Consider the following 17,509-nt stretch of genomic DNA (forward strand, 5'->3'; position numbering starts at 1 on the left):
CGTTTGGTGAATTGCAGTGATCGATGTGGTGCAGGCAGCGCCTCAACGCAAGTCGCGCCCGCTCGCGCGCGGTTGCCTGCAGGTGCAAAAGGGTCTGTAATCCAGCCAAACAGATCAAGAAGAATTCGGAGCGGACATGACGGGAGAGGCGAAAACCCATTATGAGGTGATCGTGGTCGGCGCCGGCGTCGCGGGCATCTACCAGATCAAGCGGCTGGCCGATCTCGGCATCGACGCCACCGTGCTCGAAGCCGCGCCCGATCTCGGCGGCACCTGGTACTGGAACCGCTATCCGGGCTGCCGCTTCGATTCCGAGAGCTACACCTACGGCTTCTCGTTCTCGCGCGAACTGCTCGACGAATGGCACTGGAAGGAGCGCTTCTCCGGCCAGCCGGAGAATTTGCGCTACCTCAACTACGTCGCCGACAAGTTCGACCTGCGCAAGCACATGCAGTTCAATTGCAAGGTCGAGACCATGCAGTTCGACGAGACGCGCGATCTCTGGCAATTGAGGATCGGTGACGGCCGCGAACTGACCTGCCGCTTCGTGGTGCTCGCGATCGGGCTGCTGTCGGCGCCGACCATGCCGCGCGTGCCCGGCATCGATGACTTCAAGGGCCGTTCGTTCCACACCTACTACTGGCCGCATGAGCCGGTCGATCTCGCCGGCAAGAAGGTCGCGGTGATCGGTACCGGCGCGACCGGCATCCAATTGATCGGCGAGATCGCCGACAAGGTCGGCGAGCTCACGGTGTTTCAGCGCCGGCCGAACTGGAGCGCGCCGCTCAACAACTCCGCGATCTCCGACCAGGAGATGGCCGACATCCGCGCCCGCTATGACGAGATTTTTGCTGCCTGCGCGCTGACGCCGGGCAGTTTTGTCCATGGCCCCGACAAGCGCGGCTTCTACGAGGTGAGCCGCGAGGAGCGCCTCAACCTGTGGGACAAGCTCTACGACGAGCCCGGCTTCGGCATCTGGCTCGCGAACTTCCGCGAGATCTTCATGGATGAAGCCGCCAATGCCGAGCTCTCGGAATATATCGCGGGCCGCATCCGCCAACGCGTGAACGATCCCGATGTCGCCGAGAAGCTGATTCCGCGGGATCACGGCTTCGGCGTGCAGCGCCTGCCGCTGGAGACCCGGTATTTCGAGGCGTACAATCGCGACAACGTGCAGCTCGTCGATCTCTCCGAGACGCCGCTGGTCCGCGTCACCGAGAAAGGCCTGCGCACCACGGCGCGCGACTACGACTTCGATATCATCGTCTACGCCACCGGCTTCGACGCCATCACCGGCGCCTACGACCTGATCGATATCAGGGGCATCGGCGGCGAGCGCCTCGCCGACAAATGGAAGCACGCGCCGTCGACCTTCCTCGGCATGCTCGTGCACGGCTTCCCGAACCTGTTGATGCCGACCGGCCCGCAAAGCGCCTCCGCGTCGACGAACTTCCCGCGCGGCATCGAGAACGGCGTCAACTGGTGCACCAATCTGCTGCAATACATGTGGGACCGCGGCCTCACCCGCGCCGACGCCACGCTGGAGGCGCAGCAGCGCTGGACCGCGCATGTCGTCAAGATGTACGAGATCATGCTGATGCGCAAAGCCAAGTCGTGGTTCACCGGCTACAACTCCAACGTCGCCGGCCACGAGGAGGGCACCGTGCGCTACTTCGTCTACAACGGCGGTACGCCGAAGTTTTTGGGGATCATCAACGGGGTGGCGGCGGAGGGGTATCGGGAGATTGAGTTTGGGGTGGGGGCGCGGGGTGGCGCGCAAGCGACCGTTGGCGCGACGGCGTCATAGGGTAGGGTTAGCCGACGGGTCCACGCAAAGCGCGGCGTCGGACCTTCGCTAGCCGATCATCCGCGTTGCTCTCAGGCTGTCGGCACCGCTATCACATCGAGCAGCGAACATACGGCGTCTCCACCGGCACCGGTTCCTTTGAGCTGAGTATGATCTTGTTCTCTCCAGAGAGCTTTATGTCGAATGCCACGTCCGAAACCGCGACGCCGTCCGAGCACGCCGCAATCACGCGGACATTCTGCCCGTCATCATGCAACGATTTAACAGTGCATTTTTGAAACGTGCCGGTGATTTGCTTGCCCTGGACGATCAAGCCACCCGCGTTGAAATCGGCATCTTTCCTGAACGCGAGCTTGTTGTTCTCCTTGGTGAAGACCTGGTTGCAAGCCGAGGCGTCGATCGTCCAGGCTCCGTTCAAATCCGCAGCCTGAGTCGAGGCCGCTTGTGCAACGAGAAGTATGAATAGCACTGCATTGAAGGTTCTCATGAAACTCTCCAATTAAATGGTCACTAAGCTACTGGACCCTCTGCGAAGCGAATGTGGAATTGGCGCTCAATCGTCTATTTGAGGGCAGGGGTAATATCCCCGACGCGACCTTTATCGCTTTTGAGCGTCATAGCAAGCGATGAGATCGCGGATTTTTCGTTGATCCAAGTCAATGGTTTCTTCAAAACGCTTGGCGTCCTGGGCCGGTTGCTGTCGTGACCGGCCCCTCTACAAGCCGCACACACGCACTTGGATTTACAAGTGAATGGTCCAGAGCTTTTCCCATTCCGATGGAATCGGAACGGGGCTCTAGATTCTTGTTTTGACGCGTTTTCTTCACGCGACCGGTATCCACTTCGCTCGAAAACGCTCCAGACGCAAAAAGGCCGGGCTTTCACCCGGCCTTTCGTTTTTCGATGGATGCCCGGGTCATCTCGCGCGAAGACGTGCTTCGCACTGTTGCCCGGCACGACAAGCGGTGAGGGCGAGCCCTCACAACACCCGATTGCTTTCCTTCACCTTGTCCGCATCGAGATACACGCTAGATCCCATCTCCTTGAACTTGGCGCTCATCGTCGCCATGCCGTCCTCGATGGTGGCTGACACCGACATCCCAACGCCCGTCGGGTCGTTGAGCGTCGCGGCGTAGTCGCGGACGTCCTGGGTGATCTTCATCGAGCAGAATTTCGGGCCGCACATCGAGCAGAAATGCGCGACCTTGTGGGCTTCCTTCGGCAGGGTCTCGTCGTGGAAGTTCTTCGCGGTGTCGGGATCGAGGCCGAGGTTGAACTGGTCCTCCCAGCGGAAGTCGAACCGGGCGCGGCTGAGCGCATCGTCGCGCAGCTGCGCGGCGGGGTGGCCCTTGGCCAGATCAGAGGCGTGGGCCGCGATCTTGTAGGTGATGACGCCGGTCTTGACGTCGTTGCGGTCGGGCAGGCCGAGATGCTCCTTCGGCGTCACGTAGCACAGCATCGCGCAGCCGAACCAGCCGATCATCGCCGCGCCAATGCCCGAGGTGATGTGGTCGTAGCCCGGCGCGATGTCGGTCGTCAGCGGCCCGAGAGTGTAGAACGGCGCCTCGCCGCACTCCTTGAGCTGCTTGTCCATGTTGATCTTGATCTTGTGCATCGGCACGTGGCCGGGGCCCTCGATCATGACCTGGCAGCCCTTGTCCCACGCGATTTTTGTCAATTCGCCGAGCGTTTCCAGCTCCGCGAACTGCGCGCGGTCGTTGGCGTCGGCGATCGAGCCGGGACGCAGGCCGTCGCCGAGCGAGAACGAGACGTCGTACTTGCGCATCAGATCGCAGATCTCGTCGAAATGCGTGTAGAGGAAGCTCTCCTTGTGATGCGCGAGGCACCACTTCGCCATGATCGAACCGCCGCGCGACACGATGCCGGTGACGCGGTTGGCGGTGAGGTGGATGTAAGAGAGGCGCACGCCGGCGTGGATCGTGAAATAGTCGACGCCCTGTTCGCACTGCTCGATCAGGGTGTCCTTGTAGAGCTCCCAGGTCAGCTTGACCGGATCGCCGTCGCACTTCTCCAGCGCCTGGTAGATCGGCACGGTGCCGATCGGCACCGGCGAGTTGCGCAAAATCCATTCGCGGGTGGTGTGGATGTTGCGCCCGGTCGAGAGATCCATAACGGTGTCGGCGCCCCAGCGGATCGCCCACACCATCTTGTCGACCTCTTCCTCGACCGACGAGGTCACCGCCGAGTTGCCGATATTGGCGTTGATCTTGGTCAGGAAGTTGCGGCCGATGATCATCGGCTCGAGCTCGGCATGGTTGATGTTGGAGGGAATGATGGCGCGGCCGCGCGCGATCTCGTCTCGGACGAATTCCGGCGTGATGAAAGCGGGCACCGCAGCGCCGAAGCTTTCGCCGTCGGCAAGCGCGGCCTCGGCGCGCTCGAGCTGCTGCTTGCGGCCGAGATTCTCGCGCTCGGCGACGTAGATCATCTCCTTGGTGATGATGCCGGCGCGGGCGAACTCGAGCTGCGTGATCTTGTGGCCGTCGAGCCCGCGCAGCGGCGCGTGGTGCGCGGTGAACGCCTTGGCTGCGTGCGCGGCGCCGACATTGCCGTTGTCCTCCGGCTTGATGGTGCGGCCCTCATATTCCTCGACGCCGCCGCGCTCCTTGATCCAGGCGAGGCGATTGCGCGGCAGGCCGGCGTTGACGTCGATCGTCACGTTCGGGTCGGTGTAGGGGCCCGAGGTGTCGTAGACCGGCAGGTTCGGCTCGCCGGCGCCCTCCGACAGCATGATCTCGCGCAGCGGCACGCGCAGATCGGGCGCGGCCTCCGGCGTCGCAAAGATCTTGCGCGAGGCGGGCAGCGCGCCGGTGGTGACGGCGGGACGGGTGGTGTCGGGATTGGAGCGGATGTTCATGAGGGATCCTCCGTTTTAATTCGTGTGCGAAATGTTGACCTCGTCATCCTGAGGAGCGCGAAGCGCGTCTCGAAGGATGAACGAGCCGGGCCGTCGACCCTTCGAGACGCGCGTGCCGCGCTCCTCAGGGTGACGGAATGGGCAGGGTATTGTGTGCATCACGCGGCCTCCGCGCTGAGGCCGAGCCATTGCCGCACGCGCGCGTCGGGGTCGGGGTTCTGGGTGACGTCACTGACGACGGCGATCGAATCGGCGCCGGCGGCGAAGATCTCGGCCGCGTGCTCGAACTTGATGCCGCCGATCGCGACAAGGGGGATCGCGCCGATCCGCTTCTTCCACTCGGTGATCTTCGGAATGCCCTGCGGCTCGAACCGCATCGATTTGAGCGTGGTGAAGAAGATCGGGCCGAGCGCGACATAGTCGGGCTTTGCCGCGAGCGCGGTGGCGAGCTCGGCGTCGTCATGGGTGGAGATGCCGAGCGTCAATTTCGCTTTGCGGATCTCGGCGAGGTCGGCCTCAGCGAGGTCTTCCTGGCCGAGATGCAGATGCTCGGCGCCGGCGACGATCGCCGCGCGCCAGTAATCGTTGACGACGAGCTTGGTCGGCGTGCCCTTGGTCACCGCCAGCGCGTCGCTGACGATCTGCAGCGCCCCGGCATCGTCGAGCTCCTTGGCGCGCAGCTGGATGGTGCCGACGCCGAGTTTGGTCAGTCGTTCGACCCACTTGATGCTGTCGACGACGGGATAGAACGGATCAGGATACGGCATGCCAGAACGGGGTCCCAACGACAGGGGTGGAGGGGGAGGCGAAGTCGCGGGCTTCCATCAGCCCGGCTTCATAGGCGGTGCGGCCGGCCTCGACGCCGAGGCGGAAGGCATTGGCCATCGCAACGGGATCGGCGGCTTTGGCGACCGCAGTGTTGAGCAGCACCGCGTCATAGCCGAGCTCGAGCGCTTCGGCGGCATGCGACGGCGCGCCCAGGCCGGCGTCGACCACCAGGGTGATGTCAGGCAGGCGGTCGCGCAACAGCTTCAGCGCGTCGCGGTTGGTGATGCCCTTGGCGCTGCCGATCGGCGCGGCCCACGGCATCACCACCTTGCAGCCGGCGTCGACCAGCCGCGAGGCGACCGAGAAATCCTCGGTGCAATAGGGGAACACCTCAAAGCCGTCTTTGATCAGGATGCCGGCCGCCTCGACCAGGCCGACCACGTCGGGCTGCAGCGTGTCATTGTCCGCGATCACTTCCAGCTTGATCCACGGCGTGCCGAACAATTCGCGCGCGAGCTTGGCGGTGGTCACCGCCTCCTTGACGCTGCGGCAGCCCGCGGTGTTCGGCAGCACGGTGACGCCGAGCTCGCGGATCAGCGACCAGAACGCATCGCCGGTCTTGCCGCCCGCCGCCTCGCGCCGCAGCGACACCGTGACGATGCTGGCGCCCGAGGCGCGGATCGCGTTCTGCATGATCGCAGGCGAGGGATACAGCGCCGTGCCGATCAGCAGGCGGGACGAGAAGGATTTGCCGTAGAAGGTGACCATGTGTCTCCTCAAACTATGCCGTCGTCCCGGCGAAGGCCGGGACCCATAACCACGACCGAAAATTGTCGGATGGGACGTCGCCCCGCGTGCATCAATGAAGGGCCGCGGCGTATGGGTCCCGGCTCCGTGCGCAAGCGCGCACTCGGCCGGGACGACATGGGGAGAGTGTGTGCGCCAGCCATCATCACCCTCCCTGCCGCGGGGTGATGATCTCGATCTCGTCGCCGGCTTTCAGCGCGGTGTCGGCCCAGCGGCCCTTCGGCACCACGTCGTAGTTCAGCGCGATCGCGAAATGCGTGCCCTCGTAGTCGAGTTCGGCCAGCAGCGCATCGACGCTGCCCGCGCTGATCTCCCGCTGCTCGCCGTTGACGATCACGCGCATTGCATCACCTCATTGTCGATTTCGCCGCGCGCGAGATAGGCGAGCGTCAGCTCGGCCAGCGCCGGCGCCAGCAGGAAACCATGACGGTAGAGTCCATTCACCGTGATGCGTTCCTGCTCGATCCTGATTTTCGGCAGATTGTCGGGAAAGGCGGGCCTGAGCCCGGCGCCGAATTCGACGATGCGCGCCTCGGCAAACGCCGGATGCACGACATAGGCCGCGCCCAACAGCTCCAGCGCGGAGCGCACGCTGACGCCGTTGTCCTCGGCCTCGATCGAGGTCGCGCCCAGCATGAAGCGGCCGTCGCCGCGCGGGATCACGTAAAGCGGCCAGCGCGGATGGATCAGCCGCACGGGACGCGCCAATTCGACCTCGGAGGTCTCGATGATGATCATTTCGCCCTTGACGCCGCGCAAGCTCGGCTCGCGGTCGTGCGCGGCAAAGCCGCGGCAGTCGATCACGAGGCCGTCGAGATCGGTTGCCTCGGCGTCGCTGCCGAACTTGATGGCGCCGCCGGCCTTGGCGATCGCGGCATGCAGCCGCGGCAGCACGCGGCGCGGCTCGACATGGCCCTCGTCGGGGTAGAACAGGGCGTCACGGAAACGGCCCTCGAGCGACGGCTCGAGCGCGCGAACGCCCTCGGCGTCGAGCCGGCGATGGCCTGACGTGAGGCGGGCAAAGCGCTCGAAATCGGCGCGATCGCGCGGATGCGCCACCACCAGCGAGCCGTTGAACGGGGTTTCCGGGACGTGCTGCCGCCAGAGCTCGAGCGAGCGGATGCCGAGCCGGGAGATCACGGGCTCGGAGGCCTCCGCCTCGCACCACGGCGCCAGCATCCCGCCGGCGAAGTAGCTTGTGGATTCCGTCATCGCGGCGTCACTGCGCTCATGCAGGGTGACGGCACGTCCGGCCTCTGCGAGCAACAGCGCATGCCAGGCGCCGGCTATGCCTGCGCCGATGATGGTGACAGGGGAATCCCCCCGCAGTCTTGACGTCTGATACATCCCTGTCCCTTCGCCGGCATGACCCGGATCAGGTTCAAAGGGTCACCGCGGTCCCGGACTATTCGCCTACTGGCTAGTCCAAGCTTGCGGTATCTCAGCTCCTCCTTCGGAGCACCCCTCGGAACGCCCCTAATGTAGGCGGATAGGCTTGTGTGTCAACTTGTATGCCAGACGCGGGCGCCCTGCGGTGCCGCACCTCTTCACATCAGGTGCTAGCGGAACGATCGCGCGATCTGCGTTGAGAGGCGATGTCGAGGAGGCCGGCCACGCTATGTGGCGCTATTTTTCGGCCTGTTCCGGCTTCGGCTCGACGGTATCGGTCGTCATTTGCTCCGACTTGGCGAGTTCCTTCGGCGGTGCACCCGCGCCGCCATGCTTCGCTTCCTTCAGGCGATCGCCGCGCTGGCGCTTTGCGATGTAGTAATACCCGCCCGCGAAATAACGCACGGCTCGATCGTGATTGCCATTGGCGGCGCGATAGGCGCCGGCGAGGTACTTGATGCCGTATTTGAGGTTGGTCTGCGGATCGCGCAGACCCTCGGCGGTACCGGTGTAGCCGAGGCCGCGTGCAGTGCCGAGCTTGATCTGCATCAGCCCGATGGTGCCGCCACGTCCGATCAGCTGCGGATGGTACTTGCTCTCACGCACGATGACGCGATGCACCAGCTCTTCCGGCACGAGGTTCGCCTGGGCCTCGGCCGCTACCATCGCCTCATATTGCGCGCGCGATTGCGCCTGCGCGCTCGCGCAGGACGCCAGCACCGCGATCGCGGCAAGGCAGCCAAGGGCTTGTACGGTCTTCATCTCGGTCGCTCGGGGCCTTCAGATGCGCGTCGGTTCTGCGGTCTCATTGGTACGGCGACCGGGCAGGAATGTGGCAAAACCTTCGCATCAGCGAACGTTATGCGTCCGTGATTGTCCGGATGCCGGTGGGCCGGCCGACGATTGCGCGAATGATGCTTCAAATTGTTCGCTTCAACCGTCTCAGCCGAAAATTGTCTTGGCCTGCAATTTCCTCGCAATTTTCCTGACTAATTTTGCCGCACGCTATCCACAGCAGTTTGTCGTGCAAACGAATCAATGAGGGTCTAGACTTTAATCCACGACAGAGCGTGCGAGCGTTCAATCAGCGGCTCTGTCCATTGCAAGCACGCAAGAAACAACATTCGGGAGATGCGCCATGGTCCGTCAGGACACCGGCTATTTGCCTCGCGAAAATCCCTGCGCGCAATGCGGCAAGCCGATCGCCCGCCCCGACTGGGTGGAGCACAGCGAAGGCCGTACGTCATTCCTGTGGAATTGCCGCGCCTGCAATTACCGCTTCGAGGCCATCGCGATCTACGAAGAAGCGGAGCTTATTACACCGCTCGCCGCCTGACGTCTCCTCATCGCATCAGCTTCGGCTGATCAGGCCGCGGATTTCTGCCGCGGCTGCAACTGTTGCTGCCGCGTCGGCAATTCGATCCGGACCACGAGCCCGTGCGGCTTGCGATCGTGCAGCGACAGCGTGCCGGCGTGCGCGAGCACAATGGCGTTGGCGATCGACAGACCAAGGCCGAAGCCTTCGGCCTCATCCATGTTGCGCGCCTGGTCGCCGCGCACGAACGGCTGCAGCACACTCGCCTTGTGCGCATCCGAAATGCCGGGCCCGTCATCCTCGATGTCGACGACGAGGCGGTCGGGCTTGACGTCGAGGCGGACGGCAACTTCGCGGCCGAACCGCACGGCATTGTCCACCAGATTGGTGATGCAGCGATGCAGGTCGGCCGGCCGCGCGGTCGCCATCGCGTGCTGTGGGCCCGCGTAGCTGACCTTGTGTCCCATGTCGGCGAACTGATCGATGACGAGGTGCAGCGTGCTCGCGATGTCGACCAGCGTCATCTCCTCGAGCTTGCGGTCGTTGCGCAGGAACGACAGCACCGATTCCAGCATCGAGCGCATCTGGTCGAGGTCGCGCAGCATGCGGTGGCGATGGGTCTCGTCCTCGATGAATTCGGCGCGCAGCCGCATCCGCGTGATCGGCGTGCGCAGATCATGGCTGATCGCGGCCAGCATCTTGGTGCGATCGTCGATCAATGCGGTGATGCGCTCGCGCATCCGGTTCAGCGCCCGGGCCAGCGAACGGATCTCCTCCGGACCGCGCTCGGGCAGCGGCGCGGCTGCGCCGTTGAGGCTGAAGGTCTCGGCGGCCTTGACGAAGGACGACAGCGGCGCGGTCAGCGCCCATGCCGCCCACAGGCCGAGCAGGGTAACGCTGATGACGGCGAACAGCACCGTCATCATCCACGGTCCGCCCCAGAACGGCCGCATGTGCTGATCCGGCGTCAGGTTGGCGGCGAACATGGCGCCATCGGGCAGGCGGATCGCGACGCGGCGAATTTCGCCGTCATGCGGCGTGCCGCCGGCCTCGCGCGGCAGCAGGAAGATGCGATAGCCGGCGCCGAGCCGGCGCAGCGCGTGCAGGCTCGGCGTGTCGGTTTCGGTGAGCGCGCCGGCATCGGCCGGCAGGTCGCCGATCGCAAGTTGCGGGAAGGCACGGGCGACGTCGGCCACGAGCCGCGGCCGCTCCGACGCCGGGGCATGCCCGAGCAGCTGCGCGGCCGCGGCGAGCTGGGTGTGCCAGCGGTCCGAAGGCTCCAGCCGATCAGGGCGATGGATCAGGAAGGTGGCGGTGATGATCAAATGCAGCGCGACGATTGAAACGACGACCAGCGCCGCCATCTGGGCGCCGATTCCCCGCAGACTCAGCACGCGCAGCAGCTTCATGGTCAGTTGTTCGTGGCGGCAACCGCCTCCACCCTCGGCGTGAACACATAGCCGCCGGAACGCACCGTCTTGATCATGGTGGCTTCCTGCGGATCGGGCTCGATCTTGCGGCGGATGCGGCTGACCAGCACGTCGATCGAACGTTCGAACGAGCCGGCGCTGCGGCCCTGGGTCAGGTCGAGCAGGCTGTCGCGCGACAGCACGCGGCCGGGCCGCTCGCAGAAGGTGCGCAGCAGGTCGAACTCGGCGCTGGTCATGGCGACGCGCGCGCCTTCGGGGTTGCGTAGCTCGCGCAGGCGGATGTCGATACGCCAGCCGAGGAAGGTCAGCGTGGTCGCGCCCTCGATCGCGCTGGCGTTGCGCGCGGCGGCCTGCCGGCGCAGCACCGCGTTGATCCGCGCCAGCAGCTCGCGCGGGTTGAACGGCTTTGCCAGGTAATCGTCGGCGCCCATCTCGAGGCCGAGGATGCGGTCGACGTCCTCGCCGCGCGCGGTCAGCATGATGATCGGCGTCTGCGATTCCGCCCGCACCTTGCGGCACAGGCTGAGGCCGTCCTCGCCGGGCAGCATGACGTCGAGCACCAGGAGATCCACTCGGTGGTCGGTCATCGCCTTGGCCATCTCGCGGCCGTCGGAGGCGGTCGTGACATGACAGGAATTGGTACGGAGATATTTTGCGATAAGGGACCGCGTCTCGCGGTCGTCCTCGACGACAAGGATATTGGGCGCAGCCTGGGTCATACCGATCTTTTGTCCGTGATTCGGGGAAAGCGGCTCAGGAATCTTGTTTCAGTATGTGTCTGAAATCTTGCCCGGCTATCCCGGTTAACAGGTCGGCGGCAGGGAGAAAAGTTATCGTTCTGTCATCAATCCTGATGCCCTGAAATGCAGGCAGAACCATCCCGGGACAGCGCACCGGTCCCTGGTCGCCATCGCAGCCCGAGGAAGGGCAGGGCGGCTGTCATATCCAGGGGCGGAACCCGTCCCCCTTGCGACGCGTTATTTCCCTTTCAAGTCAGGGAGGGTGAGATGGCTGTCGAGGTCGAGACCAGGCCGCATCAGCTCATTGCAAGCGACCGGGTCGAGGGGACGGCGGTGCGCCGGGCCAATGGCGACATGATCGGCCATATCGAGCGGCTGATGATCGACAAGATCTCGGGCAAGGTATCGTACGCGGTGTTGAGCTTCGGCGGCTTCCTGGGCATCGGAACCAATTTGATCCCGCTGCCCTGGGGCCGGCTGCACTACAACCCGACGTTCGAGGCCTATGAGCTCGACATCGAGGACGAGGAGCTGAAGCGCGCGCCGTCGTTCCGTGCCGACAAGGATTTCGATTGGGGCGATCGCTCGCAGGAAGTCGAGCTGCATCGCTTCTACGGCGTGCCGCCCTATTGGGGCGGCTTCTGATCGCGCGGCAACATGCGCGAATGACAGCGCACGTCGATCGATGATGCGGTCGCTGGGACGAGCACGCGGCGTGTGCAGCGCGGTTCGCCGGGACGACTTAGTGAGCCAAACATCGTCACATCATGGACTGCGCGTCCGGCGCAGTCGTAAGGCTCAACCGCAAGCTTAGTTGAGAGATCACGATCGCTTCCGTCAAGCGGCTCAGCGTTCCATGCGCTGAAAAGCCCCGCTCCAGTCGGCCGCATCGCCTTATCGTGTTCCTCGGCATCCAAGCGGCTTTTGATCGCAGGTCCGTTAGGAACGGTTGCGAAGATGACGGGTTTTCCCAGCATCGATTTTGCGAGAGGAGAGCCATCAATGTTGGTCAAATCCATCATCGCCGGCCTCGCCGGCACCGCGCTGCTTGCAACCGTCGCCGTTGCGCAGACGCCAACCGACAAGGGCGACAAGATGTCTCCTGCGGCCACGTCGCCGGCTCCAGCGGCATCGACGTCAGCGACGTCGCCGACCGAGTTCAAGGGCAACTGGCGTGCGTCGAAGGTCGCCGGACTCAGCGTCTATAACGACAAGAACGAGAGCGTCGGGTCGATCAACGATCTGCTGATGGACAAGAGCGGTACGATCAAGGCGGTCGTGATCGGTGTCGGCGGCTTCCTTGGCGTCGGCGAGCATCTGGTCGCCGTGCCGCTCGACAAGGTGAAGTTCGTCAGCGAGCCGATCGCCTATACCGGCGCGTCCAACGGTACCGGCGGCACCGCCAAGACGAACACCACCACGGGCGCAGCCCCGGCGGCGGCGGCGAAGCCGAATCCCTGGTATCCGGATCACGCCGTGTTCAACGCGTCCAAGGATGAGCTGAAGGCGATGCCTGAGTTCAAGTACTCGACCGACTAAGGCATATCGCGACCTGCAGGAAAAAAGCGCGTCCGGCTGCTGCCGGGCGCGCTTCTTGCTGGCCGATGGATAAAATCCGGGAAGAGTGTAAGGATCAGGTCGGGCAATCCAGTTCGGACAGCGCGTCTCCAGGCATTGGAGAGGTGAGGTCCGCGAAGCGACCCGTTTCAATCATCATCAACCGATTGAGCTTACGCAATCATTCTTCAAATGGCTGAACCTGATGAATGACAAGGACCGCGAGAGCGGCGATCCCGCGGTAGCCCGGATTCGCGGCCGCTACCCGCAATACACGCGGCGCCGGTTGCAAGGCTTTGCGGAGCGGCTGCAACAGAAGATTCATGCCGACCGCGTGCCGGTCACCTCGCTCGCGCTTGCCGGTCCCACCGAGCGAATCAGCCTCGAGGACGCGCTCAAGCTCGATTATCGGCCGGCCCCATTGGGCGAGACGCTGGGACCGCTATGGGCGACCTATTGGGTGCACGTCATGGCCGAGGTGCCGCAGGCCTGGGCCGGCTCGCGCGTGGATCTGTATTGGGACAGCCGCTCGGAAGCGTTGCTTTGGCTCAACGGATGTTCCTCGCAGGGTCTCAATCCCGGCCGCCACACCGCGCCGCTCGTTCAGTCGGCGAGCGGCGGGGAGACGATCAGCTTCCATGTGGAGGTGGCCTGCAACGGCCTGTTCGGTGCCTTCTGGAGCGATCCGCAGGCCTACGCGCTGGTCGCCTGCGAGCTGCGCCGCTTCGATCCCGAGGCCTCGGCATTCTATTTCGACTACGAAGTGCTGCGCCAGCTCGAGGCTGACCGCGATCCCACGACAAAGCCGAGGTCATACGGAGCTGTCGGAGAGACGGCGCAGCCGGCGCTGGATCGGACCTGGGCGGGGCGCCTGCTGCACGATCTCAACCGCATCTGCAACATCACCGACCCCGACGATCGCGCGACATGGCCGGCGGCGCGGGCGATCCTCGACGGCCTGCTCGCGGCACGAAACGGCAGCATCACCCACGAGATGTCGGCGATCGGCCACGCCCATCTCGACACGGCATGGCTGTGGCCGCTGGTGGAAACCCGCCGCAAGGCGCAACGCAGCTTCTCCACGGCGGTGGCGCTGATGGAGCGCTATCCCGATTTCAAGTTCGCCTGCTCGCAGGCCTATCAGTATGCCGTCATCGAACAGAATGACCCTGACCTGTTCGCCCGAATTCGCGCCAAGGCCGCCGCCGGCCAATGGATTCCGGTCGGCGGCAGCTGGATCGAGCCGGACTGCAATCTGCCGTGGGGCGAGTCGATCTGCCGTCAGTTCCTCTATGGTCAGCGCTATTTCGAGCAGACGTTCGGCGCGCGCTCCAGCGTGTTCTGGAATCCAGACGTGTTCGGCTACGACGCCCAGCTGCCGCAGCTGATGCAGCAGGCGGGGATGTCGCGCTTCCTGACCCAGAAGCTGTCGTGGAACAAGTTCACCTCACCGCCGCATCACAGCTTCCACTGGCGCGGACTGGACGGCAGCACGGTGCTGGCGCATTTCCCGCCGGCGGACACCTACAACGGATCGGCGCAGGTCGCGGAGCTCCGCTATCACGCCGCCAATTACAAGGACGCCGACCGTTCGTCCGACGCACTCTATCTGTTCGGCTATGGCGACGGCGGCGGCGGTGCCGACGAGACGATGCTCGAGACGTTGCAGCGCGCAAGGGACTTGCAGGGGCTGCCGCGGATCCAGATTCGCTCCGTCGACGAGTTCTTCGACCGCCTGGCGATATCGACGCCGGATCTGGCGACGATCGAAGGCGAGCTCTATCTCGAATATCATCGTGGCACCTACACCACCCAGGCCGAGACCAAGCGCCTCAACCGCGCTTGCGAGGCCGGCCTTCAGGCGCTCGAATTCGTGACCACTGTCGCGGCTGCCTGCCGGCAACCGGCACCATCCGCACAGGAGATCGAAGCGCTGTGGCGCACGCTGCTGGTCAACCAGTTCCACGACATCATTCCCGGCAGCAGCATTCGCGAGGTCTATGAACGTGCGGAGGTCGAACTCGCCGGCGTGGCGGAGGAGGCCGGGCGCCGCACGCAAGCCGTGCTGGAGACACTGTGCGATCCCGAAGACGGCACTTGGACAGCCATCAACACGCTGGGCTGCGCGCGCGCCGAGGTCGCGTCCGACCCCGACGGCGAGCTTCGTCACATCGTCGCCGCGCCGTTTGCGGCGGGCGAAACGACGACGACCGACGATCGCGTCGTGGTCGCCGCCGATGCGGACGGCTTCGTGCTGTCGAACGCGCGGCTCGAAGCGCGCACTGATCGCAGCGGGCTTGTTCGGTCGCTGCTGCATGTTGCGAGCGGCCGCGAGACCTTCGCATCACCGGCAGCCCGGCTGCTGCTGCTCGATGACCGGCCGCTCGATTTCGAGGCATGGGATATCGATCCGTTCGCGCTGGAGACCGCGCGCGAGGTGGCAGGGGAGGTGAGCTGCGCCGTGCTGTCGGATGGCGGACTGCGCGGCGAGGTCCGTTTCGAGCGCGGGCTCGGACGCGCGAGCCGGCTCGCGCAGGTGATCCGCCTCGATGCCGGCGCCGATCATCTCGAATTCGAAACCACGGTCGATTGGCAGGAGCGCAAGACGGCGCTGAAGGTCATGTTCCCCGTCGCGTGCCGTGCATCCAACGCAACCTATGAAACCATGTTCGGCGCAACCGAGCGACCGACGCATGCCAACACGGATGCCGATGCGGCCAAGTACGAGGTGCCCGGCCATCGCTGGGCCGATCTCGCCGAGCCGGATTTCGGCGTGTCGCTGTTCAGCGACTGCCGTCACGGCTATTCGGCGTTCGGCAGCCAGCTCGCGCTGACGCTGCTGCGCGGCTCCGAATTGCCTGATCCGCAGGCCGATATCAGGCGGCACCGGATGCGCTATGCGATCTATCCCCATCACGGCGACTGGCGCCGCGCGGACACGGTCGGGCGCGCCTTGCGGTTCGAGCGTCCGGTGCTGTGGACGAAGGGAAAACCGCGCGCGCCGTTGCGACACTCGCTTTTGACGGCGTCGCCGGCCAACGTGATCGTCGATACGATCAAGCCCGCCGAGGATGGCGACGGCTGGGTGGTGCGGCTCTACGAGAGCGCAGGCATTCGCGCCGCCGCGACGCTCGATTTCGGCGTCGACATCGCGTCGGTGTGGATGAGCAACACCCTGGAAGACCGCATCGAGGCCCTGGCAACCGAGGGTCGGCGGTACCGCCTGGCGCTGCGTCCATTCCAGATCGCAACGCTGCGGATCTTCCAGGCGTAATGCTTGCAGTGAACTTTCGCCCCGCCCGGAGGCCGGATCGCATCGCTGGACGCGATCCGGTGTGGACTAAAGCATGATCCGGAAAAGTGCGAAGCGGTTTTCCCTCGCGACAAACGCGGGACGCGTTTGCGCGGAGATCATGCTCAAACAAGGAGCTAAAGCGCGATGACGATTCAACCTAATCACATCGCGCTTTAGCCGTCAGTTCGACTTCACCAGCGGACAGCCGCCCTTGTCGAGCGGGCGGAACGCCTCGTCGCCGGGCACGGTGGCGATCAGCTTGTAGAGATCCCACTCGCCCTTGGATTCCTCGGGCTTCTTGACCTCGAACAGATACATGTCGTGCACCATGCGGCCGTCGATCCGGATATGGCCGTTCTTGGCGAAGAAGTCGTTGACCGGCGTGGCGCGCATCTGGGCCATCACCTTCGGCGCCTCGTCGGTGCCGATGGCCTCGATCGCCTTCAGGTAATGCATGGTCGCCGAGTAGAGGCCGGCCTGGATCATGGTCGGCATGTGGCCGACCTTCTCGTTGAAGCGCTTCGAGAAGGCGCGGGTCTCGTCGTTCATGTCCCAGTAGAAGGCGTCGGTGACGATCAGGCCCTGGGTCGCCTTGATGCCGAGCGAATGGGTGTCGGTGATCTCCTGGAGCAGCGCGATCATCTTCTGGCCGCCCTGGGTCAGGCCGAATTCGGAAGCCTGCTTCAGCGCGTTGGTGGTGTCGCCGCCGGCGTTCGCCAGCGCCACGACCTTGGCCTTGGAGGCCTGCGCCTGCAGCAGGAAGGACGAGAAGTCCGACGAGTTGAGCGGATGACGCACGTCGCCGAGCACCTTGCCGCCGCTTTCCTTGACCACATTGGCGGCATCGCGTTCCAGCGCCATGCCGAAGGCGTAGTCGGCGGTGACGAAGAACCAGGTGTCCTCGCCGCGCTTGACCATCGCCTTGCCGGCGACGTTCGACAGCGCATAGGTGTCGTAGGTCCAGTGCACCGTGTTGGGCGAGCAGGCGGTGCCAGTGATATCGGAGGAGCCGCCGCCGGAATTGATGTGGATTCTGTTCTTCTCGCGCGTCAGCGCCGAGATCGGCAATGCGACCGACGAGGTCGGCACGTCGAGGATCGCGTCGACCTTGTCGTTGTCGTACCAGTTGCGTGCGATGTTGACGCCGACGTCGGGCTTGTTCTGGTGATCCGCTGCGATCACCTGCACCGGCTTGCCTTTCACCTTGCCGCCGTAATCGGCGACCGCCATCTCGACGGCGGCGACCGAGCCCTTGCCGGTGGCGTCCGCATAGAGGCTCGACATGTCGGTGAGCACGCCGATCTTGACGACGTCGTCGGAGATCTGGGCGTTCGCCGCGGTCGCTGAAACCGTGAGCGCGAGGCCGGCCGCCGCTGCGGCCAAGAGTGTTTTCATCGTGTTTTTCTCCCTGACTTTTTCATTGAGGGTTGCTTCCACCGGGGCGTTCTAGCCGCTGCGACAAGCTGTCGCAAAGACGACTTTTTGAGCATGCGCCGGAACCCGGCTTGATCGCCGGCGCGCTT

Annotated in this window: 16 protein-coding genes and 1 riboswitch; of the genes, 5 read left to right on the top strand and 11 right to left on the bottom strand. The window is 64.5% G+C overall.

The features are described 5' to 3' along the window. Positions 1–136: 136 nt before the first annotated feature. Positions 137–1,807, top strand: coding sequence for a flavin-containing monooxygenase (locus tag JEY66_RS13660; protein ID WP_016840906.1), 1,671 nt, complete (start codon positions 137–139; stop codon positions 1,805–1,807). A gap of 91 nt (positions 1,808–1,898) precedes the next feature. Here the strand turns inward: JEY66_RS13660 and JEY66_RS13665 are convergent, their stop codons facing one another. The 7 genes from JEY66_RS13665 to JEY66_RS13695 form a co-directional block, all read right to left on the bottom strand. Next, positions 1,899–2,294, bottom strand: a complete 396-nt coding sequence (locus tag JEY66_RS13665) for a hypothetical protein (RefSeq protein WP_018273047.1) — start codon at positions 2,292–2,294, stop codon at positions 1,899–1,901. Positions 2,295–2,786: 492 nt separating this feature from the next. After that, complete coding sequence (thiC, locus tag JEY66_RS13670) at positions 2,787–4,685, bottom strand: phosphomethylpyrimidine synthase ThiC (RefSeq protein ID WP_016840910.1); 1,899 nt, start codon at positions 4,683–4,685, stop codon at positions 2,787–2,789. 158 nt (positions 4,686–4,843) lie between these two features. Further along, positions 4,844–5,452, bottom strand: a complete 609-nt coding sequence (locus JEY66_RS13675; protein WP_018273046.1) for a thiamine phosphate synthase — start codon at positions 5,450–5,452, stop codon at positions 4,844–4,846. After that, positions 5,439–6,221, bottom strand: coding sequence for a thiazole synthase (locus JEY66_RS13680; protein WP_016840912.1), 783 nt, complete (start codon positions 6,219–6,221; stop codon positions 5,439–5,441). Before JEY66_RS13680 ends, JEY66_RS13675 begins: the two co-directional genes overlap by 14 nt. Before the next feature lie 184 nt (positions 6,222–6,405). Continuing rightward, positions 6,406–6,603, bottom strand: a complete 198-nt coding sequence (gene thiS, locus JEY66_RS13685; protein WP_016840913.1) for a sulfur carrier protein ThiS — start codon at positions 6,601–6,603, stop codon at positions 6,406–6,408. Beyond that, positions 6,594–7,607, bottom strand: coding sequence for an FAD-dependent oxidoreductase (locus JEY66_RS13690; protein ID WP_016840914.1), 1,014 nt, complete (start codon positions 7,605–7,607; stop codon positions 6,594–6,596). Before JEY66_RS13690 ends, thiS begins: the two co-directional genes overlap by 10 nt. Next, positions 7,595–7,736: riboswitch (TPP riboswitch) on the bottom strand. (Overlaps the previous gene by 13 nt.) 150 nt (positions 7,737–7,886) lie before the next feature. Next, on the bottom strand, positions 7,887–8,411 hold the full coding sequence (locus JEY66_RS13695) for a lytic transglycosylase domain-containing protein (protein WP_016840915.1): 525 nt from the start codon (positions 8,409–8,411) through the stop codon (positions 7,887–7,889). Positions 8,412–8,787: 376 nt separating this feature from the next. Here JEY66_RS13695 and JEY66_RS13700 point away from each other — a divergent pair, with 376 nt between their 5' ends. Beyond that, positions 8,788–8,985, top strand: a complete 198-nt coding sequence (locus JEY66_RS13700) for a hypothetical protein (protein WP_016840916.1) — start codon at positions 8,788–8,790, stop codon at positions 8,983–8,985. A 29-nt stretch (positions 8,986–9,014) separates the two neighbouring features. Here the strand turns inward: JEY66_RS13700 and JEY66_RS13705 are convergent, their stop codons facing one another. Together JEY66_RS13705 and JEY66_RS13710 are read right to left on the bottom strand one after the other, a co-directional pair. Beyond that, on the bottom strand, positions 9,015–10,373 hold the full coding sequence (locus JEY66_RS13705) for an ATP-binding protein (RefSeq protein ID WP_018273045.1): 1,359 nt from the start codon (positions 10,371–10,373) through the stop codon (positions 9,015–9,017). A 2-nt stretch (positions 10,374–10,375) separates the two neighbouring features. Further along, the gene (locus JEY66_RS13710) at positions 10,376–11,113 is read right to left on the bottom strand and encodes a response regulator (protein WP_018273044.1); all 738 of its coding nucleotides are present in this window, start codon (positions 11,111–11,113) and stop codon (positions 10,376–10,378) included. Positions 11,114–11,401: 288 nt separating this feature from the next. Between JEY66_RS13710 and JEY66_RS13715 the strand changes: the two genes are divergently transcribed. Continuing rightward, on the top strand, positions 11,402–11,779 hold the full coding sequence (locus JEY66_RS13715; RefSeq protein WP_018273043.1) for a PRC-barrel domain-containing protein: 378 nt from the start codon (positions 11,402–11,404) through the stop codon (positions 11,777–11,779). On the opposite strand, the gene JEY66_RS13720 is transcribed toward JEY66_RS13715, so the two are convergent. Further along, a complete protein-coding gene (locus tag JEY66_RS13720; RefSeq protein WP_125459296.1) occupies positions 11,761–12,156 on the bottom strand; it encodes a hypothetical protein in 396 nt (131 codons plus the stop codon). The genes JEY66_RS13715 and JEY66_RS13720 overlap by 19 nt on opposite strands. Here JEY66_RS13720 and JEY66_RS13725 point away from each other — a divergent pair. Further along, on the top strand, positions 12,137–12,673 hold the full coding sequence (locus tag JEY66_RS13725; protein ID WP_016841647.1) for a PRC-barrel domain-containing protein: 537 nt from the start codon (positions 12,137–12,139) through the stop codon (positions 12,671–12,673). The genes JEY66_RS13720 and JEY66_RS13725 overlap by 20 nt on opposite strands. Before the next feature lie 223 nt (positions 12,674–12,896). Beyond that, positions 12,897–15,965 (top strand): alpha-mannosidase, encoded by a 3,069-nt coding sequence (locus tag JEY66_RS13730; RefSeq protein ID WP_018273042.1) that lies wholly within the window; start codon positions 12,897–12,899, stop codon positions 15,963–15,965. Positions 15,966–16,166: 201 nt separating this feature from the next. On the opposite strand, the gene JEY66_RS13735 is transcribed toward JEY66_RS13730, so the two are convergent. Next, positions 16,167–17,381: an ABC transporter substrate-binding protein gene (locus JEY66_RS13735; protein WP_026193150.1), complete on the bottom strand. Its 1,215-nt coding sequence runs from the start codon at positions 17,379–17,381 to the stop codon at positions 16,167–16,169. Between the last annotated feature and the right edge of the window lie 128 nt (positions 17,382–17,509).

It is taken from the genome of Bradyrhizobium elkanii USDA 76, from assembly GCF_023278185.1.
GTDB classification, from domain to species: Bacteria; Pseudomonadota; Alphaproteobacteria; order Rhizobiales; family Xanthobacteraceae; genus Bradyrhizobium; species Bradyrhizobium elkanii.